Origin of the sequence: Bacillus sp. B1-WWTP-T-0.5-Post-4 (assembly GCF_009183795.1) — a bacterium.
GTDB lineage: Bacteria > Bacillota > Bacilli > Bacillales > Bacillaceae_G > Bacillus_A > Bacillus_A cereus.
The window spans coordinates 109,971-130,246 of sequence record NZ_WEIJ01000004.1; the positions used below are offsets into that span (position 1 = coordinate 109,971).

Sequence of the window (20,276 nt, forward strand, 5' to 3'; positions counted from 1 at the left end):
CTGTCGGTAGCTTTCTTCTCACAAGGTATATTATCCCTTATTTTTCTGATACAGTTTTTAATTCCTCTAATAATTCTTCTACGTAATGTTGTGCACTTTGCGCTGCAATACTACCGTCACCTGTTGCAGTTACAATTTGACGAAGCATTTTTTCACGAACATCACCAGCTGCGAAAATACCAGGAATTTTCGTTTCCATACGCTCGTTCGTTTCAAGGTAACCATTTTCATTTGTAATACCTAGTTCAACAAATGGTTTTGATAAAGGTAACATACCGATGTATACGAATACGCCGTCAGTTTTGACTTCTTTCTCTTCTCCACTATTTACGTCCACAAGTGTTACACTTCCTACTTTACCACTTGCTTCGTTGATTTCTTTTATCGTGTGGTTCCAAATGAAATCTACTTTTTCGTTTTGGAAAGCACGGTCTTGTAAAATTTTCTGTGCACGAAGCGTGTCACGACGGTGAACGATCGTTACTTTTGATGCGAAGCGCGTTAAGAACACACCCTCTTCCACAGCAGAATCTCCGCCGCCAATTACGATAAGTTCTTTTCCTTTAAAGAATGCTCCGTCACATACTGCACAATATGATACACCGCGGCCGCCAAGTTCTGTTTCACCCGGTACACCAATTTTTTTATACTCTGCACCGCTTGCAACGATAATTGCACGTGCTTTATATTCTTTTTTACCAGCAATAATTGTTTTGTATTCCTTACCATCGATGACTTCTTTCACATCACCGTATGCATATTCAGCACCAAATTTCTTCGCATGCTCGAACATTTTATTTGATAAATCTGGTCCTAAAATAGACTCATAACCTGGGTAGTTTTCTACATCTTCCGTGTTTGCCATTTGGCCACCTGGAATACCACGCTCAAGCATTAATGTGCTTAAATTTGCACGAGATGTATATACTGCAGCTGTCATACCAGCTGGTCCTGCACCAATAATAACGACATCATAAATTTTTTCTTCTGACACACTATTCACTCCTATCCATTCCTACACAATTAAGTTACCCTCATTATACTGTTAGCATCATTTTTTTCCCAATGATTTGCTTATCTTATGTGTGCGTACGCTTAACAGCTTGCACATACTTTCGGACAGTCGCTACAGATACATTATATACATCTCCAAGCTCCGACTGTGTCATTTTATTTCCTTGTTCGCCGCGTACAATGTATTCAATCGCAGCTGACCAGCCGTACACATTTGTAAATATGTCTCCAGATGTATATAAACGTATGAACGTACAAAACCAAAAGTGTAAACACTCTTCAATTAATTCATCATCTTTTTTCGTATAATTGTATAATGCATCCGCGATTCTCGCGCACTGCTCAAATTGCTGTAAATCAGCTGGAATACTCTTATGACTATTAAGTAAAAAGAAGTACTTTGCAAGTTGTGATACGATGGGAACACCGTTCTTCGCTTGCGTTATATCAAAGAAGAATCCCACCTTCTCCGGCGTTGACAATTCATTCATTAAATATAAAGCTAGCATTTGTTCTTCTAGCGTCGCACTTTGCTGAAATGATTTTCGTAATTCTTCAAATAACACGTTTTGTCCTTCATCTGCTAAATTCAGCGCATTCCACGGTTCTTTTCCCTTTTTATCAGGATGCAATTCCACGACATATTGCCACATTTTTTCAGCTAGTTGCTGATCTTTCACCATATAAGCAGAATATGCAAACCAATAATAAAAACTAACGTCTCCCTCATATCCTTGACGCTTTAATAATTTGAACCATTTATATGCATGCTCGAAATAACCAATTGTTGCAAGTGTAGTTCCCAGTTTCAAACGATGTTCAAATGAAATCGGATATACCGAAACTAGCTGTCCCGCTAACGCTTCTACTTGTTTATGCTCTCCAATTGAATATAGAAAAATAAGCGTATTACAAAGCGCATGTATATTACCAGGATTTTTCTCTAAAATCATTTCTGTTAACTTCAGTGCTTTGTCTACATTACCAGATTGAAAATGTGCAATGGCTAAATTATTATGACCTGACCAAAATTCCGGATAATCTTTCGTAACAATTTCTAATGTAGCAATTGCTTCTTCCAATTGTCCATTACGAATATAACGATTCGCTTCTTCCTGCATAACAATTAAATCATCTTCATCTTCAATCTCTTCCGCACCCATTGCTTCTTCTTCCATAATCTCAAGAAGTTCTAATGTATCTTCTACGAATTCCTTCTCTTTTGCAACTTCTAAATAGCGATCCGCATATTTCTTCGCCTGTTGAAATAACCCCATATATGCATAATTATTTGCAATAAAATAATAGCACTGTTCAAGTTCTGGATTAGATCTAACTAACTTTAAGAAGATTTGATTCGATTCTTGATATTCACCAGCCTCAGATAATACTGATGCTAATTGACATAAAATAAACGGCTCCTTCTCACTTTGTGCCGCTCTTCGAAAATATTTAATTGCATCTTGCAATTTTTGTCCTTTGTAAGCTCTCATCCCTTTTTTATAAAAGAAGTCCGCTAATTGATTAAAAGAGATAACTTGTCCGTTCTCCTTATATATCCTTTGATTTTTCCCCATATATCCTCCAGTTTTTTGTTTTCTTCGTTCACACATTCTTCTATCTATAAGTATAAACGATTCCGTAAAAAACAAAACAGTATATTATACTCAATTATTTCCTTTTTATTCATAAAAAAAGAGGAGAAATGTTACATTTTCACCATGAACCTTCTCTGGCGGTCATTTGCTCTTTCGTATAAATAATACGCATTGGATTTCCACCTACGAAAGCACCGCTCGGTACATCTCTATGAACAAGTGTGCCAGCTGAGACAGTTGCACCGTCTCCAATTTTCACACCTGGTAATATTGTTACATTCGCTCCAATCATCACTTCATTTCCAATAACGATTTCCCCAAGTCGATATTCACGAATTAAATATTCATGTGCTAAAAGCGTTGTGTTATAGCCAATAATCGAATTCTCTCCCACAGTTATCTTTTCTGGGAACATAATATCCGGCATTACCATAAGCGCAAATGATGTTTTCTTTCCTACTTTCATCCGTAAAAAAGTGCGGTACAACCAATTCTTCACAGATAAAAATGGCGTGTAACGTGCAATTTGGATAATAATAAAGTTTTTCATTACCTTCCAAAAAGACACTGTTTTATACACATTCCATAATGAATTTTCTCCTGAAACAGGATAGCGCGTTGTCCGTCGCAATTAGCTCGCTCCTCTACTAACTTACTTGGACCTTTATGAACGGTTCATATTAGACAAAATCGGTAGCAAATCACTCATTTTATCTAGCATAAAATCTGGCTTGTAAGCTTCTAAATAAGCTCTACCTTTCAACGTCCATGAAACCGCAGCTGTTTTCGTCCCCGCATTTTGACCACCGACAATATCATGATGATTATCCCCAACCATCAATGCTTCTTCTGGTTTTGCATCTAATAATTCAAGCGCTTTTTGAAGTGGCTCTGGATGTGGTTTCACATGCTCTACATCATCAATTGTCACGACAACATCAAAAAATTCATCAAGCTTTGACAACTGTAATCCCATCTCAACGGTTTGTCTCGCTTTCGTTGTAACAATACCCACTTTATAACCTTGCTTCTTCAACTCTCGAACTGTTTCATATACAGTTTCATATTCTTCTACTAATTCATCATGATGATCATGGTTAAATTTACGATAGCTTGTAATCATCTCTTCAACCTTATTTTCATCAATCTTACTGAAAGTATCATGCAAAGATGGACCGATAAATGGCAACACATCTTCACGCTTATATTGATTTGGATAATATGTATTTAAAGTATGTAAAAAAGAAGAAATAATAAGTTCGTTTGTATTAATTAAAGTTCCATCTAAATCAAATAACACTGTATTTATTCTCATCGCCTTAGTCCTTTCGCCTTCCTGAATATGAAAGAAGCAGCATCTTATAATAAGATGCTACTTGTCTCTAATTTTCTAAATATCTTTTATCAGCTTGCCCCATTTTTCGTCTCACAATAATGAAAATAATAGAAATAACAACAAGTCCAATTGACATTACTTGTGCAATACGAAGTGGTCCTAGCATTAAACTATCTGTACGTAAGCCTTCTACGAAGAAGCGTCCTACTGAATACCAAATTAAATATGTGAAGAATAACTCCCCGCGACGTAAATTCACTTTTCTTAATGCAAGTAGTAAAATTACGCCTGCAAAATTCCATAATGATTCATATAAAAACGTCGGATGATAGTACACACCCTCAATATACATTTGATTAATAATGAAATCTGGTAAATGAAGACCTTCTAAAAACTGTCTCGTTACTTCATCACCATGCGCCTCTTGGTTCATAAAGTTTCCCCATCGGCCAATTGCTTGTCCTAGTAAAATACTTGGTGCAGCAATATCTGCCAACTTCCAGAAAGAAACCCCGCGTCGCTTCGCAAAAAGAACACCGGTAATAACAGCCCCGATCAAACCACCATGAATCGCCAAACCACCTTGACGAATATTAATAATTTGACTCGGATTTTGTGCGTAATATTCCCATTCAAAAATAACATAGTACATTCTCGCAAAAAGAATAGCGATCGGCACTGCAATTAATACAAGGTCAACAAATGTATCTTTTGGAATACCTAGCCTTTCTCCCTCGCGAGTTGCCAGCCAAAGACCTAATAGCACACCTGTACCGATAATAATCCCATACCAATACACAGGAAACGGCCCAAGTTGGATAGCTACACGGTCAAGCTGTGGTACAGAAGCTAACAGCATATGTATATGACCTCCCTCTCCAAAGTTTACTCCTGATTTCCTAACTCAATTGCACTCATTAATCGTTCAGAGAACTGCTGTGCTGCATTGACTCCCATACGTTTTAAACGGAAGTTCATCGCTGCTACTTCAATAATAACAGCCAAGTTTCGACCAGGACGAACTGGAAGTGTAATCTTCGTAAGTTCTGTATCAATAATCTTCATCTTCTCTTCATCAAGACCTAAGCGATCGTAATTTTTCTTTTGATCCCAAATTTCAAGATTAATAACAAGTGTAATACGCTTATAATTTCGCACTGCCCCTGCACCGAATAACGTCATAACGTTAATAATACCTAGACCACGAATTTCTAATAAATGCTCAATTAAATCTGGTGAACTTCCGACTAACATGTCTTCATCTTCTTGACGAATTTCTACACTATCATCCGCAACAAGGCGATGACCACGCTTTACAAGCTCAAGAGCTGTCTCACTTTTACCAACACCACTTTGACCTGTAATTAAAACACCAACGCCGTAAATATCTACTAACACACCATGAACAGCAGTTGTTGGTGCTAACTTACCTTCTAAATAGTTTGTTAAACGACTTGATAATCTAGTTGTCGTTTGAGAAGAACGTAATAAAGGCATACCTGATTCACGTGATGCTTGTAATAACTCATCTGGTACATCTTGATTACGAGTTACAATAATACATGGCGTCTCCTCAGTACAAAGCGCTTTCATTCTCTCTTGTTTTTGCTCTGACGTTAACGTGTCAAAGAACGTAAGCTCCGTCTTTCCAAGAAGCTGCACGCGATCTGCTGGATAATATGTAAAAAATCCTGCCATTTCAATTCCAGGTCGTGATAAATCACTTGTATCAATCGGACGATGAATGCCTTCTTCACCACTGATTAACTCCAATTGAAATTGTTCAATTAAATCTTTTGTCCTTACTTTCGGCATATGTATAAACCTCCACTCCGCTGCGGGTTCAGTCTCGTTTGATGTAAAATTCCATTCTATCGGATATTGTACCATTTTTTTCTGGAAACAAGAAATACGGTTTCTAATAAATAGAAAAAAACATTTCATACGAATAATGAAATGTTTTTCTTTTTGTCACTTTCTCTTTTTTTCATATAGAGGTTCAACAATTGCCTTTTCAATTATCATATTAAAAATTGAAATACAAATTGCCGCAACAATCGCTACACCAAATCCTGATATATTAAAAGCATCTCCTAATAATGAATCTGCTATTTTTAACGTAATCGCATTAATAACAATTAAGAAGAAGCCGAAAGTTACAACAGTAATTGGTAGCGTAATTAAAATTAAAAACGGCTTTACGAACACATTTAAAACCGCCAATATAATACTAGCAATAATTGCAGTTTGTATATTTGCTACGTAAAATGCATCTGGTGCAATCCCTTTTAAAAGTCCCGATACAGCGATTAACACAACGCTATTTACAAGAAGTGATACAATCCATCTCATTTCGTCACACATCCTTTTAAACATATATATTTCATCATACGCTAATAGATAATAAACGCAAGTATGATACGAACACTTATATCAACTTATTCTATCTTTCATGCTTGTATACCTACTAACACTTCCTCGCAAAATAAGGACCACACCACCTATGTTCATGAGTTTTTACAAAGGTCCAAGTGAAATCTTTATCTACGATATAGATATCACCTTTATATGCATCGTCTGTCTCACACAATATATCATCCATATGTAACAAACTCGCATCCTTTATTAACAGTACCTCATCACAGTGTTGATAGAAAATGTAGCAATCCTTTTTCACTTCATTATGAAACGCGTTTTCCGCTTCTTTACCCTCTAAACACTTCTTTTTCTCATAACTAAATATGTGCCATAGATAACCACATGCATACTTATCTCCATAAAGAAAAATATCTTCTTTTTCTTTATCACTTAAATGATTTGCAAAGTGATCCTCCCAGCGCTTTCGAAAATATACACCCCAACTTTGAAACTCTCTTACCTTCATATGTTTCTTCCTTAACACCTCTAAAAACTCCATCTTCTCCCCCTATACAATAAAAACCGAGCGTCATTTCCACTCGGTTTTCATCAATAAACTTATTGCGATAACTCTACTTCTTTTATTTTCTCTTTCATTCTTGCTTTATCACGATTTAAAATCTCTTTTAAATACTTACCTGTGTATGAGCGCTCTTCTTTCACTACTTGCTCTGGCGTTCCGGAAGCAACGATTTGTCCACCTTTATCTCCGCCCTCTGGTCCAAGGTCAACGATATAATCAGCTGTTTTAATTACATCTAAATTATGTTCAATTACAAGTACCGTCTCACCGCTCTCAACAAGACGTTGCAGCACTTCTAGAAGACGCGCGATATCATGCGCATGTAAACCAGTCGTTGGCTCGTCTAAAATGTATAACGTACGTCCTGTAGAACGACGATGTAATTCAGAAGCTAATTTCACACGCTGCGCTTCACCACCAGATAACGTCGTAGCTGGTTGCCCTAATTTCATATAACCAAGCCCAACGTCTACAAGCGTTTGAAGTTTACGCTTAATTTTTGGGATATTAGCGAAGAACTCTACTCCATCTTCAATTGTCATCCCTAACACTTCAGAAATATTCTTATCTTTATATTTCACTTCTAACGTTTCACGATTATATCGTTTACCGTGACAAACTTCACACGGAACATACACATCTGGTAGGAAATGCATTTCGATTTTAATAATTCCATCACCACGGCACGCTTCACAACGGCCACCTTTTACGTTAAAGCTGAAACGTCCTTTTTGATATCCGCGCACTTTTGCTTCATTCGTTTGTGCAAACACATCACGAATATCATCGAATACACCTGTGTACGTCGCTGGATTAGAACGTGGTGTACGACCAATTGGTGATTGATCAATATCAATTACCTTATCTAAATGTTCAAGACCTTTAATCTCTTTATGAGTACCTGGCTTCGCTTTCGCTTTATATAACTTTTGAGCTAACGATTTATATAGTACTTCATTAATCATCGTACTTTTACCAGAACCAGATACCCCTGTTACCGCTACAAACGTACCGAGTGGGAATGACATTTTCGCATTCTTTAAGTTATTCTCTTTTGCGCCGACAATCTCTACTTTACGTCCATCACCTTTACGTCTTTCAAGTGGAACTGGAATAAACTCTTTACCACTTAAATACTTCCCTGTTAATGAATTCTCATCTTGCATAACTTCAGCCGGCGTCCCTGCTGAAACGACCTGTCCACCATGAATACCTGCACCAGGCCCTATATCAAGTAAATAGTCAGCAGCCATCATCGTATCTTCATCATGTTCAACAACGATTAACGTATTGCCTAAATCACGCATTTCTTGCAATGTACGAATAAGACGATCGTTATCACGCTGGTGTAAACCAATTGAAGGCTCATCAAGAATATAAAGTACGCCAGTTAGACGAGAACCAATTTGCGTCGCTAAACGAATACGCTGCGCCTCACCACCTGATAACGTACCAGCCGCACGACTTAACGTTAAATAATCTAAACCAACGTTCACTAAGAACCCAACGCGCTCCTGAATTTCTCTTAAAATTAAATGAGCTATTTTTTGTTGCTTCTCCGTTAGCTCTACATTCGAGAAGAATTCTTGTACTTCTTGAACTGAATACTTCGTTACGTCAGCAATCGTTTTATTGCCAACAAATACAGCTAAACTCTCAGGCTTTAAGCGTCCACCTCTACACTTTGGACAAGCTTGTTCTGCCATATACTTTTCCATTTGCTCACGAATGTAATCGGAACTCGTTTCACGATAACGACGTTCAATGTTTGGAATAACACCTTCAAATAAGATCTCATTTTCCTTTACTTGACCAAATTCATTTACATAGCGGAAATAAACTTTCTCTTCTCCGCTTCCGTACAACACTTTATCAAATAAATCTTTCGGTATATCTTTCACAGGCATATCCATATCAACGCCGTAGTGGTTACATACAGATTGTAAAAGTTGTGGATAGTATTGTGAACTTGTCGGTTCCCAAGGTGCAATCGCATGTTCATTTAATGATAAATCCCAGTTCGGGATAACAAGCTCTAAATCTACCTCTAGCTTTGAACCAAGTCCATCACAAGAAGGACATGCTCCGAACGGACTATTGAATGAGAACATACGCGGCTCTAATTCTCCAATTGAAAAACCACAATGCGGACAAGCGTGATGTTCACTAAACAGAAGTTCCTCTTCTCCCATAACATCGATTAACACTCGTCCCCCGCCAAGCTTTAATGCACTTTCAAGTGAATCAGCAAGACGGCTTGCGATCCCTTCTTTTACAACAATACGGTCAATTACAACTTCAATGGAATGCTTCTTGTTTTTATCTAACGCAATATCTTCAGATACATCAAGCATTTCACCGTCAACGCGAACACGAACATAACCTTGCTTCTTAATATCTTCAAGTACTTTTACATGCGCACCTTTACGCCCAGAAACGATAGGCGCTAACACTTGTAATTTCGTACGTTCAGGATATTCAAGAACGCGGTCTACCATCTGTTCTACTGTTTGTGACGTAATTTCAATGCCATGATTCGGACAAATTGGCGTACCAATTCGTGCAAATAATAAACGTAAGTAATCATAAATCTCCGTTACCGTTCCAACAGTTGAACGTGGGTTACGACTCGTCGTTTTTTGATCGATTGAAATTGCTGGTGATAATCCTTCAATCGTGTCCACATCCGGTTTATCCATTTGTCCTAAAAACTGGCGCGCATACGCAGATAACGATTCTACGTATCTGCGCTGCCCTTCTGCATAAATCGTATCAAATGCTAATGATGATTTCCCCGAACCAGACAATCCCGTTACAACGACAAGCTGATTTCTCGGAATGGTTACATCAATATTTTTTAAGTTATGTGCTCTAGCACCTTTTACAACGATAAAATCCTTGCTCTTACTCACTTTTTTCACCCTTCCGCTTTTAATTCTAATAGTAAATCTCTTAGTTCAGCTGCACGCTCGAAGTCTAACGCTTTTGCTGCTTCTTTCATTTCTGCTTCCATCTTCGCAATTGTCTTTTCGCGCTCTTTTTTCGTCATTTTCTTAGCAGGAGTTGCTTCGTATGTTTCTGTCTCTTCAGCAGCTGTCGTTGCACGGATAACATCACGAACGCCTTTTTGAATCGTTTTCGGCGTAATACCATGCTCTTCATTGTAAGCTTCTTGTATACTACGACGACGCTTCGTTTCTTCAATCGCAATTCCCATAGATTTCGTTATACGATCTGCATACATAATAACGCGGCCGTTTTCATTACGCGCGGCACGACCGATTGTTTGAATTAATGAACGTTCTGAACGCAAGAACCCTTCCTTATCAGCATCTAAAATAGCTACAAGTGATACTTCCGGAATATCTAATCCTTCTCGCAATAAGTTAATGCCGACAAGTACATCAAATTTACCGAGGCGAAGATCGCGGATAATTTCAATACGTTCTAACGTTTTAATTTCAGAGTGAAGATAGTTAACTTTAATTCCTACATCTTTTAAGTAATCCGTTAAATCCTCTGACATTTTCTTCGTTAACGTCGTAATTAATACACGTTCATTTTTTGCAATACGATCTTGAATCTCTCCTAATAAATCGTCAATTTGCCCTTCAATTGGTCGTATATCAATTGGTGGATCTAAAAGCCCTGTTGGACGAATAATTTGTTCTATTACTTCTGGCGACTGCTCTAACTCATACGGTCCTGGCGTTGCTGAAACATAAATAACTTGATTCGTTTTCTCTTCAAACTCATCGAATGTGAGCGGTCTATTATCTAAAGCTGACGGCAGACGGAATCCATGATCCACAAGCACTTGCTTACGCGCTTGGTCCCCGTTATACATCGCTCTTACTTGCGGTACTGATACGTGCGATTCATCCATAACGATTAAGAAATCTTTCGGGAAATAGTCTAATAGCGTATACGGCGTTGCCCCCGCTGGACGAAGTGTTAAATGACGGGAGTAGTTTTCAATACCTGAACAAAATCCCATCTCGCGCATCATTTCTAAATCATAACGTGTACGCTGTTCTATACGCTGCGCTTCTAACAACTTGCCGTTATCATTTAATTCCTTTAAACGCTCTTCTAATTCTTTTTCGATATTTTCAATAGCGACCTTCATCTTTTCTTCACGTGTAACGAAGTGAGATGCTGGGAAGATTGCTACATGATCACGTTCTGCTAATACTTCACCTGTTAACGCATTTACTTCACGAATACGATCGATTTCATCACCGAAAAATTCGATTCGAATACAATGCTCATCAAGTGATGCCGGGAAGATTTCAACTACATCTCCTCGCACACGGAATGTACCACGCTTGAAATCAATATCATTACGTCCATACTGTACATCAACAAGTTCACGAAGCAATTGATTACGGTCTTTTTCCATACCAACTCGAAGCGAAACAACTAGCTCGCGGTATTCTTCTGGAGAACCTAAGCCATATATACACGAAACACTCGCAACGATAATTACATCGTCCCGTTCAAATAATGCAGACGTTGCCGAGTGACGCAATTTATCAATTTCATCATTAATCTGCGCATCTTTTTCAATAAACGTATCTGTTTGTGGTACATACGCTTCTGGCTGATAATAATCGTAGTAACTAACAAAATATTCAACTGCATTATTCGGGAAAAAGTCTTTCAACTCACTATATAACTGCCCTGCTAACGTTTTATTATGAGCCATAACAAGTGTTGGCTTTTGCACTTCTTTAATGACATTTGAAATCGTAAATGTCTTACCCGTTCCTGTTGCTCCAAGCAACACTTGCTTTTTCTTTCCACTATTAATTCCCTCTACAAGCTTCTCTATAGCTACCGGCTGATCACCTTGCGGGGAATACGCTGAGACAATTTCAAATTGACGTTCCAAGAAAATCCGACCTCCTCATAAAAATCTGTATTATTATTTTACCACGAATACCTATAAAAAACCTAAAAAAACGAACAGATATTCGGTAAAGTTTTCGACAATATACACATAGAAAAAGGAAGGAGTAAATACTTCCTTCCTCTACCAACTCTATTTTTTTGATACATATAATAAGTCATATCCATTGCGCCCAGCTTCATTCATACAATCTGTTAACCGATAAGTACTTTCTGATTCGCGCAGCTCTTTAACAATACTTTTACAACTATCTTTATGTAATCCTTTATGGTCACCAGCAAACTTGTCTTGTCTACTATCTAACACATAAAGGATATCTTTCCCACTATGCTCTAACGTTTGAAAAACCGGGTCACCTTCATCGGTATACTGTACAATTCTTATTTTATCAACTTCCCCTTGATCAACGTTCATAACGAACTGTTCGAATTTATCTAGATTGGAAGTTCCTACTCCCTTTACAATGACATCATTCTTCTTATCAATTGTAGTGCTAGATGGTGAACATGCTACTAAACTAAAGAGAAATAGACATATACAGCTGATTCTTTTTCTATTGTCATCCTCTCCTATAAAAATTATTTGTATACCAGAAAAGCTACTTTCAACTATGAAAGTAGCTTTTCTTTTCCTTTCTCCTTCTTCGGAAAAATCACATATGAAAATGAAATTGCTGTATCAACTAAAAATACAATCGCCCACACTTGGCTCACGCGACTTGCAGCTTTATTTAAAACGATTCCCGATTCTAACCAATTACCCCATTGTTCAAATGGAATAAATCCATACGCGAAGAAAAAGAATATGTGCACACCAACGAATAAAACAAGATGTAATACCCAATTTTTTATTTCCTGCTTTGCATAGGCCATGCCTGTTAATTCTACCTGTTCTTCAATAATAGGCGCCGGTTCATTACGCCATTTCGCAACTGATTTTTGTGCAAATATATCAAGCTTCTTCAAATCCTTTTTCCCGTAGAAAACTGCATACAATAAAATAATTACAGTAATAATTTGAAAGTTAGAGAACTTTCCTGTTTGATAATAGTCCACTACTCCTAAAGTTAAAATAAACACTTCATTTACGAGGAGTACAATTCCGATAATAAAACTCGCCTTTTTCAAACGGAATCCGTAGCGAAGTAAAAAGAAACCGATAGCTGATAACCAAAATACAATTTCTGCCCCAATTAAAAAATACCAACGATATTCTGCGAGTATACTCATTTATCCTTCTCCCTTTCATCATAAATACGAAAAGCCTCATCCATATACACTAAAAGTTCTTCTTCAATTGGATACATGCTCATTTTCTGTGAATCTTCCTTCGATTTTCTAACTTCCCATAACTTATCTAAAAACGCTTCATCACCATTGGCCATTTCTAAACACTTCTGCATTAATCTCTTCATTGCCCCTTGTACTTCATCACTAGCAGCTTCTTTACCGTCTTTCATAAAAGTGCGTAATTGCTTTAATAAATCTACCCATTCTAAAACATTCGGATCTTCCTTACTCATGTTTGGTAAATTATGAAGCAATTTTTGTTCTTCCTTTGAAAACACTTCATTTTGAAATATTTCACGTATACGAGAAGACTGCTTCGAAAGCTGAATCAGTTCAAACATAACTTTCCAATCGAGTTCTCCCTCCACATCTACCGAATAAACAACTGCTTGTAAAACACTCTCCATTCGATTAAATTTCTTTTGTTCTTCCTGTACAAACCGAAGTTGTTTTTCAAGCGAATTTTTTAAATCCAGCTCACCTTTTACTAACATATTCGCAGTTTCTTTTAATGAAAATCCCATTTCTTTTAAAAATAAAATTTGTTGCAAACGAATAACGTCATTTTCACTATATAACCGATGTCCACCCTCTGTTTTTCCGCTCGGCTTTAATAAATCTATTTGATCATAATAACGTAGTGTACGTACTGTAACCCCTGTTTCTCTCGTAAATTGTTGTATTGAAATCACTACCATCACCTCTTCCCTTTCATTATAAAAGATGACGTTACGTAACTTTCAAGCGTTTTGTAAAAAAAATACAAAAAGCTGTTTATACAAAATGTATAAACAGCTTTTATGGAAATAACCCCTTTTGTATGGCGCGCCCACAAAATAAAATAAGTGCTCCAACAACAACACTCGTTGCCGTTTTATGATAATGGGCTAATAATAATAAATAATACGATAAACCTACAGTACCAATCATAATACAAATGCTCGGCACTGGATTACGAGAAAAGTTTTGCATTCCCCAAAGAAGCGAAAATATAGCTGTAGCGACACATAACACCGGTAATCCCATCCCAGTTCCCCTTTTTCTATCTATTATTCCTTGTTGCTAACACACTCGTTGATGCGATACTAATTAATACACCAAAAATAGCAATATATAATAGCTCAGTTACATGTACTGCTTGCCTATCTAAATACTTATTTACACAAAGATACATAATAAACAAGAAAACGAAGCTTGTAATACAAATCATAAAATATGACTTCATCTTGTTCACAACTCGCTCATCAATTGATGGTACTCCCTCTTCTTTCAAACGCTTCTGCTCTTTATATTCCGAAATTCCATATAAAATGACTAGCGCTACATTCGATATAAAAATAGTTCCCCACGAAATACTTAAAATCATTAAACTCGTATTTAAAAGAATTCCTGCTACAAGCAAACTCTCTACGAATCTCATGACCTCTCTTACTCATACATGATCAGCCTCTTTTCGATTTCTATATTTCCACTTCGGCCAATAGTTCACAAGAAAATACCCCCACTGCCCTAGTACAAATAAAACAAACGGCATACCAGCATTTCCATCAACAATTAAATTATATAAACTCCATATCGCTAAACTAATCGTAAAAAATAATCCTACATATTTAAACGCTTTATCTGACTGAAATCTCTCAAACTCATCCTGCATTTTTTATTCCCCCTATCGCTATGCTCGTTTTCCTACCATTTCTCTCCCCTTACTCCAGCGTAAATATTTCCTCCACCTTCACTCCAAAATATTTGGCAATTTTTAAAGATAACTCTAGACTCGGATTGTAATGATGATTTTCAATCGCCACTATCGTCTGCCGCGTCACTTGCATCGCCTTTGCCATTTCAACTTGCGTTATATGATGTTGCTTTCTTAACTCTTTTATTTTATTTTTTACACCCATAGGATCCACCTTCAAAAGTAAAGATATCTTTACTTGAATTATAAATATTTTCCAGTTACAAGTAAAGATATCTTTACAAATTTTAGAAAAACATTTCATTGAACATCTACTCTAACAAAGTACAAGAGTAATTCAATTTATATCAGCGATTTTTTAAATATATCAGCGCAACTTAAATTATATCGGCGATTTCCCAAATATATCAGCGCAACTCCATTTATATCGGCGATTTTTCAAATATATCGACATCCGTAGCGCTACTATAATCATAAGAAAAAGCTGTCCCCAAATACCTTCGGGAACAGCTTTCTCCTCTACTACATAAATCCTAACGCATATACAAGAACGTATCCAAGAACCGATAAGCAAACCGAGCCAATCAGCCCTGCCACGAATGCTTTACTTCCTAATTTACGGAACGTTTTAAACTCTACATTTAAACCGAGCCCTGCCATCGCCATTGCGATAAGCATGTAAGCAAGAACAACAATGTATCCCGCAACAACTTCTGGAATAATCCCGAGTGAATGCACTGCACTCATCGCTAAGAACCCGAAAATGAACCATGGTATTGGAAGTTCGCGCCACGATTTCTTTTCTTTGCTACCTTCACTCTTACCAAACCATAGACCAATTAAAATCGCTACTGGCACAAGCATTGCTACGCGCGTTAACTTCACAATAACTGCGATGTCTACAGCAGTACTTCCTCCTGGCGCCGCAGCTGCGATGACATGAGCGATTTCATGAAGCGTCGCACCTGAGAATACACCATAACCGTACGGAGATAAACCAAGCACTGGATATAATAACGTATAAATAAGCGTAAATATGGTACCTAAAATCGCGATGATTGCTGCCCCAACTGCTGTTTCATCGTCCTTCGCTTTCACTTGCGGTGCAATTGCCACGACCGCGGCTGCGCCGCAAATTGCCGTACCGCATGCTGTTAAAATCCCAAGTTTCTTTTCTACTTTAAATACTTTCGTTAGTCCGTATACAACAAAAATAGTAAATGTAATAACAACCGCCGCGATGACCAATACTTTCGGTCCCGCCTTCGCAATATCAACAAGATTTAATCGCATTCCAAGTAAGATGATCCCAAAGCGCAGCAACTTCTTACTCGCAAAGTTCGTTCCTGCTATCGCCTCGTGAGGAACTCCAATTGCAGCGCGCCAAACCATCCCAATTAGAATAGCAATTACTAATTGTCCCATAATATTTAAAAATGGAAGCTCTGCTAAATATTTCGCGGCAATTGCGATTAATAATGTAATCCCAATTCCTTGCGAAAATCCAAAACGCTTCTTCTTTTGTATAACAAGTGTTTGTTCCATTTTGAACCACTCCAATAATCGTATTGGAACATGCATGTTCTTTCTACTTACATTATAAGAGAGTTTCTATAATAAGTTTAATACCAATACCAAATCTCTATCATCAGAAATACTTATGATAAGATGATAGAAAAAGAAAGGAGCCCATTATATGAACGTAGACATTTTAAAAATTTTTGTTACTGTCGTTGAACAGAAACACTTCTCCCGTGCAGCAGAATTATTAAACCTTTCACAGCCTGGAGTAAGTATGCATATACGCAACTTAGAAAACGAATTTGGCACTACGCTTATTCAACGCTCCCCGAAGCACGTCCAAGTTACTGAAGCTGGAAACATATTATATATACATGCAAAGCAAATGCTCTCTCTTTACGAAGATGCTAAACAAGAAATTAATGAACTACATAACGTTGTAACAGGAACACTTCGCATTGGTGCTAGTTTTACAATTGGCGAATACTTACTTCCAAAAATACTGGCTAACTATGCGAATGAAAATCCACACGTCGAAGTTCATACTTTCATCTCAAATACAGAAGACGTTTTGCAAAGCCTTCGCTCTAATCAAATTGATATCGGCCTAGTGGAAGGACTAGTCGTATACGCCGACGTAGATGTTGAAACATTTATGCAAGATGAAATGAAGCTCGTCGTCCCGCCAAATCATCCATTACTCCGCACAAATGAAATAAATGAAAGTACACTCCAAGATCAAGTATGGGTATTAAGAGAAAGTGGTTCTGGTACACGCGCTTATAGTGACCGCTTTATTCATCAACACCATTTAAAAATGAAACGATTCTTTACATTCAGTAGTATCCAAAGCGTAAAGGAAGCTGTTAGTGCCGGGCTTGGCATCGCTATCCTTTCTGATTGGACTGTACGGAAAGAGCTATTAGCAAAAGAACTATTCCACGTCGAAGTTCCAAATGAACAACTAATCCGTCCGTTTTCCATCGTGCGCGGTAAATATTTCATTCCATCTAAAGCCATTCAAGTGTTCTTAAATCATGTAGATTCTTTTGCGAAAAAACAGAGTTGACCTTCACATTAGTGTGAAGGTTTACAATACATGTAAAAGGAGTGAAATACATTGCGAATTGGAGAATTATCAAAAGAAACTGGCGTTAGTGAAAGATCACTAAGACATTACGAAGAAAAGGGCTTACTCCCTTCTAAGCGCCTTGCAAATGGCTACCGTGATTTTGATGAAAGTGCCATCGAAAAAGTGGAGCTTATTCAAATGTACTTACAAATTGGCTTAAATTTAGAAGAGACGGCAAGGATGTTGCGCTGCCTTGAAATTGAACCGCACCTGTACGACAATCCGTGCAGCAGTATCCTTACGCTTTACGAAGATAAACTCAATGAAGTAACAAAGCAAATCACATTACTTTCCAACATCCAAACGAATTTGCAAAAACACGTTTCACTCCTAAAACATGCAAAAGAAAAGGAATGATTACATGTTTGTTATACATGGCAGTTCAAGACAAAACGGAAATACAGAAGCTTTAACACATATGATGATAGAGGACATTGAAACAGAACAAATTTATTTGCGTGATCATACCGTCTATCCTATTACAGACCAACGTCATGATGCAGAAGGATTCCAATCCGTAAATGATGACTATGAGCAGTTAACCAAACGCATGCTAGAGCACGACACGATTATCTTTGCTACACCATTATATTGGTACGGAATGAGTGGACATATGAAAAACTTTGTTGATCGCTGGTCACAAAGCTTGCGCGATACATCTCTTCATTTCAAAGAAAAAATGAAAGGCAAAAAAATGTATGTTGTCATCGTTGGCGGGGATAATCCAAAGCTAAAAGCATTACCGCTTATTGCTCAATTCCAATATATCTTTGATTTTGTTGGTTCTTCATTTGAAGGTTATGTTATTGGAGATGCGAATGGACTGGATGAAATTAAAAACGATGCTGAGGCGCTGGCAAAAGCACAATTGTATAATAATAAATTCAAAAATAGCGAACAGAAATAAGTTTGACAAACCCTTTTGTATGCGCATACAATAAAAGTAATATTATGAAAGGAAGGTACTTTGACCAATGAAGTTCTAATTCTCTTATTTATTTCATCCATCACAAATAGTGAACAAAAATGATGAAAACTAGCAGGGGATTAGTCTGTCCATTTGTCGATACTTTCTTTCGAAACGATCATGTAAAAAATCGTTTATTTATGTACGATTTTTTACATACAAGGGCGACGTTTATCCTCTCTAGTGAAACTAGGGAGGTTTTTTTATGACTATTTTATTCGCACGTAATATTGAAAAGAGCTTTGGTGATCGCACACTATTTACATTACCATCACTGGAAATTCAAGCACAGGATCGCATAGGAATTGTCGGAGTCAACGGAGCTGGTAAATCTACGTTATTACAAATATTAAGTAAAGAAATAGAAGCTGACAGAGGCATAGTAACTCATCATAGTTCTATCGCCATCATTCCTCAGCTCAGCGAAGAACTACCGGAAACCGCTTCTTCTCTCGCAAAAGGAAAATGGAGTATTTCAAACGTTACCGACGCAATGAGCGGCGGTGAACGAATGCGACTAAAGATTGCGCATGCTCTCGAACAAAATGCAGGCATTTTATTCGCTGATGAACCAACAAACCACTTAGATATGGTCGGTACAGAGCAATTAGAAAAGGCACTTTCATCTTATAAAGGGGCACTTGTTTTAATATCGCATGACCGTGAATTTCTAGATAATATATGTACCAAAATTATTGAAATTGAAGACGGTATTATTCAAGAGTACAAAGGTAATTATTCAAACTATCGAAAACAAAAAGAACGTGAACGAATACAAAAACAAGCAGAATATGAGCAATATATACAAGAAAAAAATCGTTTAGAACAGTCCATTCTACAAAGAAAGCAACGTGCTTCTAACATGAAAAAAATCCCAACACGGTTCAGTTCATCTGAATCTAGACTTTATAGGTTAAGTGGGGCTCATGGCCAAGAACAGGTTAGTAAAGCAGCGAAAGCATTAGAGACACGTCTCGAAAAACTAGAAAAGAAGGAAAAGCCAAAGGATCTTTCTCAAGCTCAATTTGACGTGCAATACCATACACCCATTCATAGTAAGGTGGCAGTACAATTCAATAAAGCAACAAAGAAAATAGGCGACCGTATACTATTTAAAAATATGAATGGAACTATTGCCCCTGGTGCAAAGCTTGCCGTTTTAGGGGCAAATGGAAGCGGCAAAACCACTTTGTTCAACATGCTTCTCACAAACGAGCGTGGCATGCAGCTATCGAAAAGTTGTAAAATTGGATACTTCGAACAAACATTATCTATTTTAAAAACAGATAAAACCATTTTAGAAAATGTTCTAGAAGAAACAAACTATACAGAAGCATTCGTTCGCACAATACTTGCACGACTTCTATTCCGCCGTGAGGATGTTCATAAACCTGTGCACGTTCTAAGCGGGGGTGAACGAATGAAGGTTGCACTCGCAAAAGTATTTTTAGGAAACTATAATATGCTTCTGCTAGATGAACCGACAAACTATTTAGACTTAGCGACGCAAGAAGAATTAGAAACCATGTTACAAGAATATCCTGGCACAATACTTTTCATTAGCCATGACCGTGCCTTTATTCGCTCTGTTGCAGACCATATTCTACACGTAGATGAGAATGAACCAAGAATCTTCCACGGTAATTACGAGCAATACACAAAAAGAACCACCGGAGATTCTGTAAACGTTACTGAGCAAGAAATGTTACGATTACAAACAAAATTAACAGAAGTCATCGGCCGGATTTCCATTCCAAATCATCACGATGACATCACATCTCTCGAACAAGAATACGCAAAATTATTAACTCAAATTCAAAAGTGTAAAGAAGCACTCTAATGTCTTCCCTATATATCGACGGGGCATTCC

22 protein-coding genes are annotated in these 20,276 nt (G+C 37.4%); 4 read left to right on the forward strand and 18 right to left on the reverse strand.

The features are described 5' to 3' along the window. Positions 1-37: 37 nt before the first annotated feature. From trxB to GBN91_RS14890, 18 genes are all read right to left on the reverse strand, one after another. Complete coding sequence (gene trxB, locus GBN91_RS14805; protein WP_001288078.1) at positions 38-994, reverse strand: thioredoxin-disulfide reductase; 957 nt, start codon at positions 992-994, stop codon at positions 38-40. A gap of 85 nt (positions 995-1,079) precedes the next feature. Continuing rightward, complete coding sequence (locus GBN91_RS14810; protein WP_000517720.1) at positions 1,080-2,591, reverse strand: tetratricopeptide repeat protein; 1,512 nt, start codon at positions 2,589-2,591, stop codon at positions 1,080-1,082. A 139-nt stretch (positions 2,592-2,730) separates the two neighbouring features. Then, a complete protein-coding gene (locus GBN91_RS14815; protein WP_001255070.1) occupies positions 2,731-3,243 on the reverse strand; it encodes an acyltransferase in 513 nt (170 codons plus the stop codon). A 33-nt stretch (positions 3,244-3,276) separates the two neighbouring features. Next, positions 3,277-3,927 carry a pyrophosphatase PpaX gene (ppaX, locus tag GBN91_RS14820; protein ID WP_001222402.1) on the reverse strand — a complete coding sequence of 217 codons (651 nt, stop codon included), beginning with the start codon at positions 3,925-3,927 and terminating at the stop codon, positions 3,277-3,279. A gap of 67 nt (positions 3,928-3,994) precedes the next feature. Beyond that, positions 3,995-4,807, reverse strand: a complete 813-nt coding sequence (lgt, locus tag GBN91_RS14825; RefSeq protein WP_000922850.1) for a prolipoprotein diacylglyceryl transferase — start codon at positions 4,805-4,807, stop codon at positions 3,995-3,997. A gap of 26 nt (positions 4,808-4,833) precedes the next feature. Beyond that, positions 4,834-5,763 carry an HPr(Ser) kinase/phosphatase gene (hprK, locus tag GBN91_RS14830; RefSeq protein ID WP_001127250.1) on the reverse strand — a complete coding sequence of 310 codons (930 nt, stop codon included), beginning with the start codon at positions 5,761-5,763 and terminating at the stop codon, positions 4,834-4,836. 156 nt (positions 5,764-5,919) lie between these two features. Next, a complete protein-coding gene (locus GBN91_RS14835; RefSeq protein ID WP_001267308.1) occupies positions 5,920-6,300 on the reverse strand; it encodes a phage holin family protein in 381 nt (126 codons plus the stop codon). Between the two features lie 115 nt (positions 6,301-6,415). After that, positions 6,416-6,865 (reverse strand): DUF4275 family protein, encoded by a 450-nt coding sequence (locus tag GBN91_RS14840; RefSeq protein WP_152121659.1) that lies wholly within the window; start codon positions 6,863-6,865, stop codon positions 6,416-6,418. Between the two features lie 59 nt (positions 6,866-6,924). Then, complete coding sequence (uvrA, locus tag GBN91_RS14845; RefSeq protein ID WP_130813671.1) at positions 6,925-9,801, reverse strand: excinuclease ABC subunit UvrA; 2,877 nt, start codon at positions 9,799-9,801, stop codon at positions 6,925-6,927. 5 nt (positions 9,802-9,806) lie between these two features. Further along, positions 9,807-11,783, reverse strand: a complete 1,977-nt coding sequence (gene uvrB, locus GBN91_RS14850) for an excinuclease ABC subunit B (protein WP_000441059.1) — start codon at positions 11,781-11,783, stop codon at positions 9,807-9,809. Positions 11,784-11,933: 150 nt separating this feature from the next. Further along, on the reverse strand, positions 11,934-12,374 hold the full coding sequence (locus tag GBN91_RS14855) for a DUF4362 domain-containing protein (RefSeq protein ID WP_152121661.1): 441 nt from the start codon (positions 12,372-12,374) through the stop codon (positions 11,934-11,936). Between the two features lie 35 nt (positions 12,375-12,409). Then, positions 12,410-13,030 carry a hypothetical protein gene (locus GBN91_RS14860; protein WP_076875996.1) on the reverse strand — a complete coding sequence of 207 codons (621 nt, stop codon included), beginning with the start codon at positions 13,028-13,030 and terminating at the stop codon, positions 12,410-12,412. Then, positions 13,027-13,788 (reverse strand): MerR family transcriptional regulator, encoded by a 762-nt coding sequence (locus GBN91_RS14865; protein ID WP_044306530.1) that lies wholly within the window; start codon positions 13,786-13,788, stop codon positions 13,027-13,029. Before GBN91_RS14865 ends, GBN91_RS14860 begins: the two co-directional genes overlap by 4 nt. A 100-nt stretch (positions 13,789-13,888) precedes the next feature. Then, the gene (locus tag GBN91_RS14870; protein WP_000524139.1) at positions 13,889-14,116 is read right to left on the reverse strand and encodes a hypothetical protein; all 228 of its coding nucleotides are present in this window, start codon (positions 14,114-14,116) and stop codon (positions 13,889-13,891) included. 16 nt (positions 14,117-14,132) lie between these two features. Further along, positions 14,133-14,510 (reverse strand): hypothetical protein, encoded by a 378-nt coding sequence (locus tag GBN91_RS14875; protein WP_049108173.1) that lies wholly within the window; start codon positions 14,508-14,510, stop codon positions 14,133-14,135. A 12-nt stretch (positions 14,511-14,522) separates the two neighbouring features. Continuing rightward, positions 14,523-14,744, reverse strand: a complete 222-nt coding sequence (locus GBN91_RS14880; RefSeq protein ID WP_048558326.1) for a hypothetical protein — start codon at positions 14,742-14,744, stop codon at positions 14,523-14,525. 49 nt (positions 14,745-14,793) lie between these two features. Next, positions 14,794-14,991: a helix-turn-helix transcriptional regulator gene (locus GBN91_RS14885; protein WP_000538359.1), complete on the reverse strand. Its 198-nt coding sequence runs from the start codon at positions 14,989-14,991 to the stop codon at positions 14,794-14,796. Between the two features lie 317 nt (positions 14,992-15,308). Then, the gene (locus GBN91_RS14890; RefSeq protein WP_006918442.1) at positions 15,309-16,331 is read right to left on the reverse strand and encodes a YeiH family protein; all 1,023 of its coding nucleotides are present in this window, start codon (positions 16,329-16,331) and stop codon (positions 15,309-15,311) included. Between the two features lie 151 nt (positions 16,332-16,482). Between GBN91_RS14890 and GBN91_RS14895 the strand changes: the two genes are divergently transcribed. The 4 genes from GBN91_RS14895 (at position 16,483) to abc-f (ending at position 20,246) form a co-directional block, all read left to right on the forward strand. After that, entirely contained in the window at positions 16,483-17,376 is an 894-nt protein-coding gene (locus tag GBN91_RS14895) for a LysR family transcriptional regulator (protein WP_152121663.1), read from the forward strand. Positions 17,377-17,427: 51 nt separating this feature from the next. Then, positions 17,428-17,796 carry a MerR family transcriptional regulator gene (locus tag GBN91_RS14900; protein ID WP_001219205.1) on the forward strand — a complete coding sequence of 123 codons (369 nt, stop codon included), beginning with the start codon at positions 17,428-17,430 and terminating at the stop codon, positions 17,794-17,796. 4 nt (positions 17,797-17,800) lie between these two features. Next, positions 17,801-18,346 (forward strand): flavodoxin family protein, encoded by a 546-nt coding sequence (locus GBN91_RS14905; protein WP_000497611.1) that lies wholly within the window; start codon positions 17,801-17,803, stop codon positions 18,344-18,346. Between the two features lie 265 nt (positions 18,347-18,611). Beyond that, entirely contained in the window at positions 18,612-20,246 is a 1,635-nt protein-coding gene (gene abc-f, locus GBN91_RS14910) for a ribosomal protection-like ABC-F family protein (RefSeq protein WP_152121666.1), read from the forward strand. The last annotated feature ends 30 nt before the right edge of the window (positions 20,247-20,276 follow it).

Excerpts from the sequence above, each read along its gene's own strand:
- GBN91_RS14810 (WP_000517720.1), bottom strand. The coding sequence starts at position 2,591 with ATGGGGAAAAATCAAAGGATATATAAGGAGAACGGACAAGTTATCTCT.
- ppaX (WP_001222402.1), bottom strand. The coding sequence starts at position 3,927 with ATGAGAATAAATACAGTGTTATTTGATTTAGATGGAACTTTAATTAAT.
- lgt (WP_000922850.1), bottom strand. The coding sequence starts at position 4,807 with ATGCTGTTAGCTTCTGTACCACAGCTTGACCGTGTAGCTATCCAACTT.
- hprK (WP_001127250.1), bottom strand. The coding sequence starts at position 5,763 with ATGCCGAAAGTAAGGACAAAAGATTTAATTGAACAATTTCAATTGGAG.
- GBN91_RS14835 (WP_001267308.1), bottom strand. The coding sequence starts at position 6,300 with ATGAGATGGATTGTATCACTTCTTGTAAATAGCGTTGTGTTAATCGCT.
- GBN91_RS14840 (WP_152121659.1), bottom strand. The coding sequence starts at position 6,865 with ATGGAGTTTTTAGAGGTGTTAAGGAAGAAACATATGAAGGTAAGAGAG.
- GBN91_RS14860 (WP_076875996.1), bottom strand. The coding sequence starts at position 13,030 with ATGAGTATACTCGCAGAATATCGTTGGTATTTTTTAATTGGGGCAGAA.
- GBN91_RS14865 (WP_044306530.1), bottom strand. The coding sequence starts at position 13,788 with ATGGTAGTGATTTCAATACAACAATTTACGAGAGAAACAGGGGTTACA.
- GBN91_RS14870 (WP_000524139.1), bottom strand. The coding sequence starts at position 14,116 with ATGGGATTACCGGTGTTATGTGTCGCTACAGCTATATTTTCGCTTCTT.
- GBN91_RS14875 (WP_049108173.1), bottom strand. The coding sequence starts at position 14,510 with ATGAGATTCGTAGAGAGTTTGCTTGTAGCAGGAATTCTTTTAAATACG.
- GBN91_RS14880 (WP_048558326.1), bottom strand. The coding sequence starts at position 14,744 with ATGCAGGATGAGTTTGAGAGATTTCAGTCAGATAAAGCGTTTAAATAT.
- GBN91_RS14885 (WP_000538359.1), bottom strand. The coding sequence starts at position 14,991 with ATGGGTGTAAAAAATAAAATAAAAGAGTTAAGAAAGCAACATCATATA.
- GBN91_RS14890 (WP_006918442.1), bottom strand. The coding sequence starts at position 16,331 with ATGGAACAAACACTTGTTATACAAAAGAAGAAGCGTTTTGGATTTTCG.
- GBN91_RS14895 (WP_152121663.1), top strand. The coding sequence starts at position 16,483 with ATGAACGTAGACATTTTAAAAATTTTTGTTACTGTCGTTGAACAGAAA.
- GBN91_RS14905 (WP_000497611.1), top strand. The coding sequence starts at position 17,801 with ATGTTTGTTATACATGGCAGTTCAAGACAAAACGGAAATACAGAAGCT.
- abc-f (WP_152121666.1), top strand. The coding sequence starts at position 18,612 with ATGACTATTTTATTCGCACGTAATATTGAAAAGAGCTTTGGTGATCGC.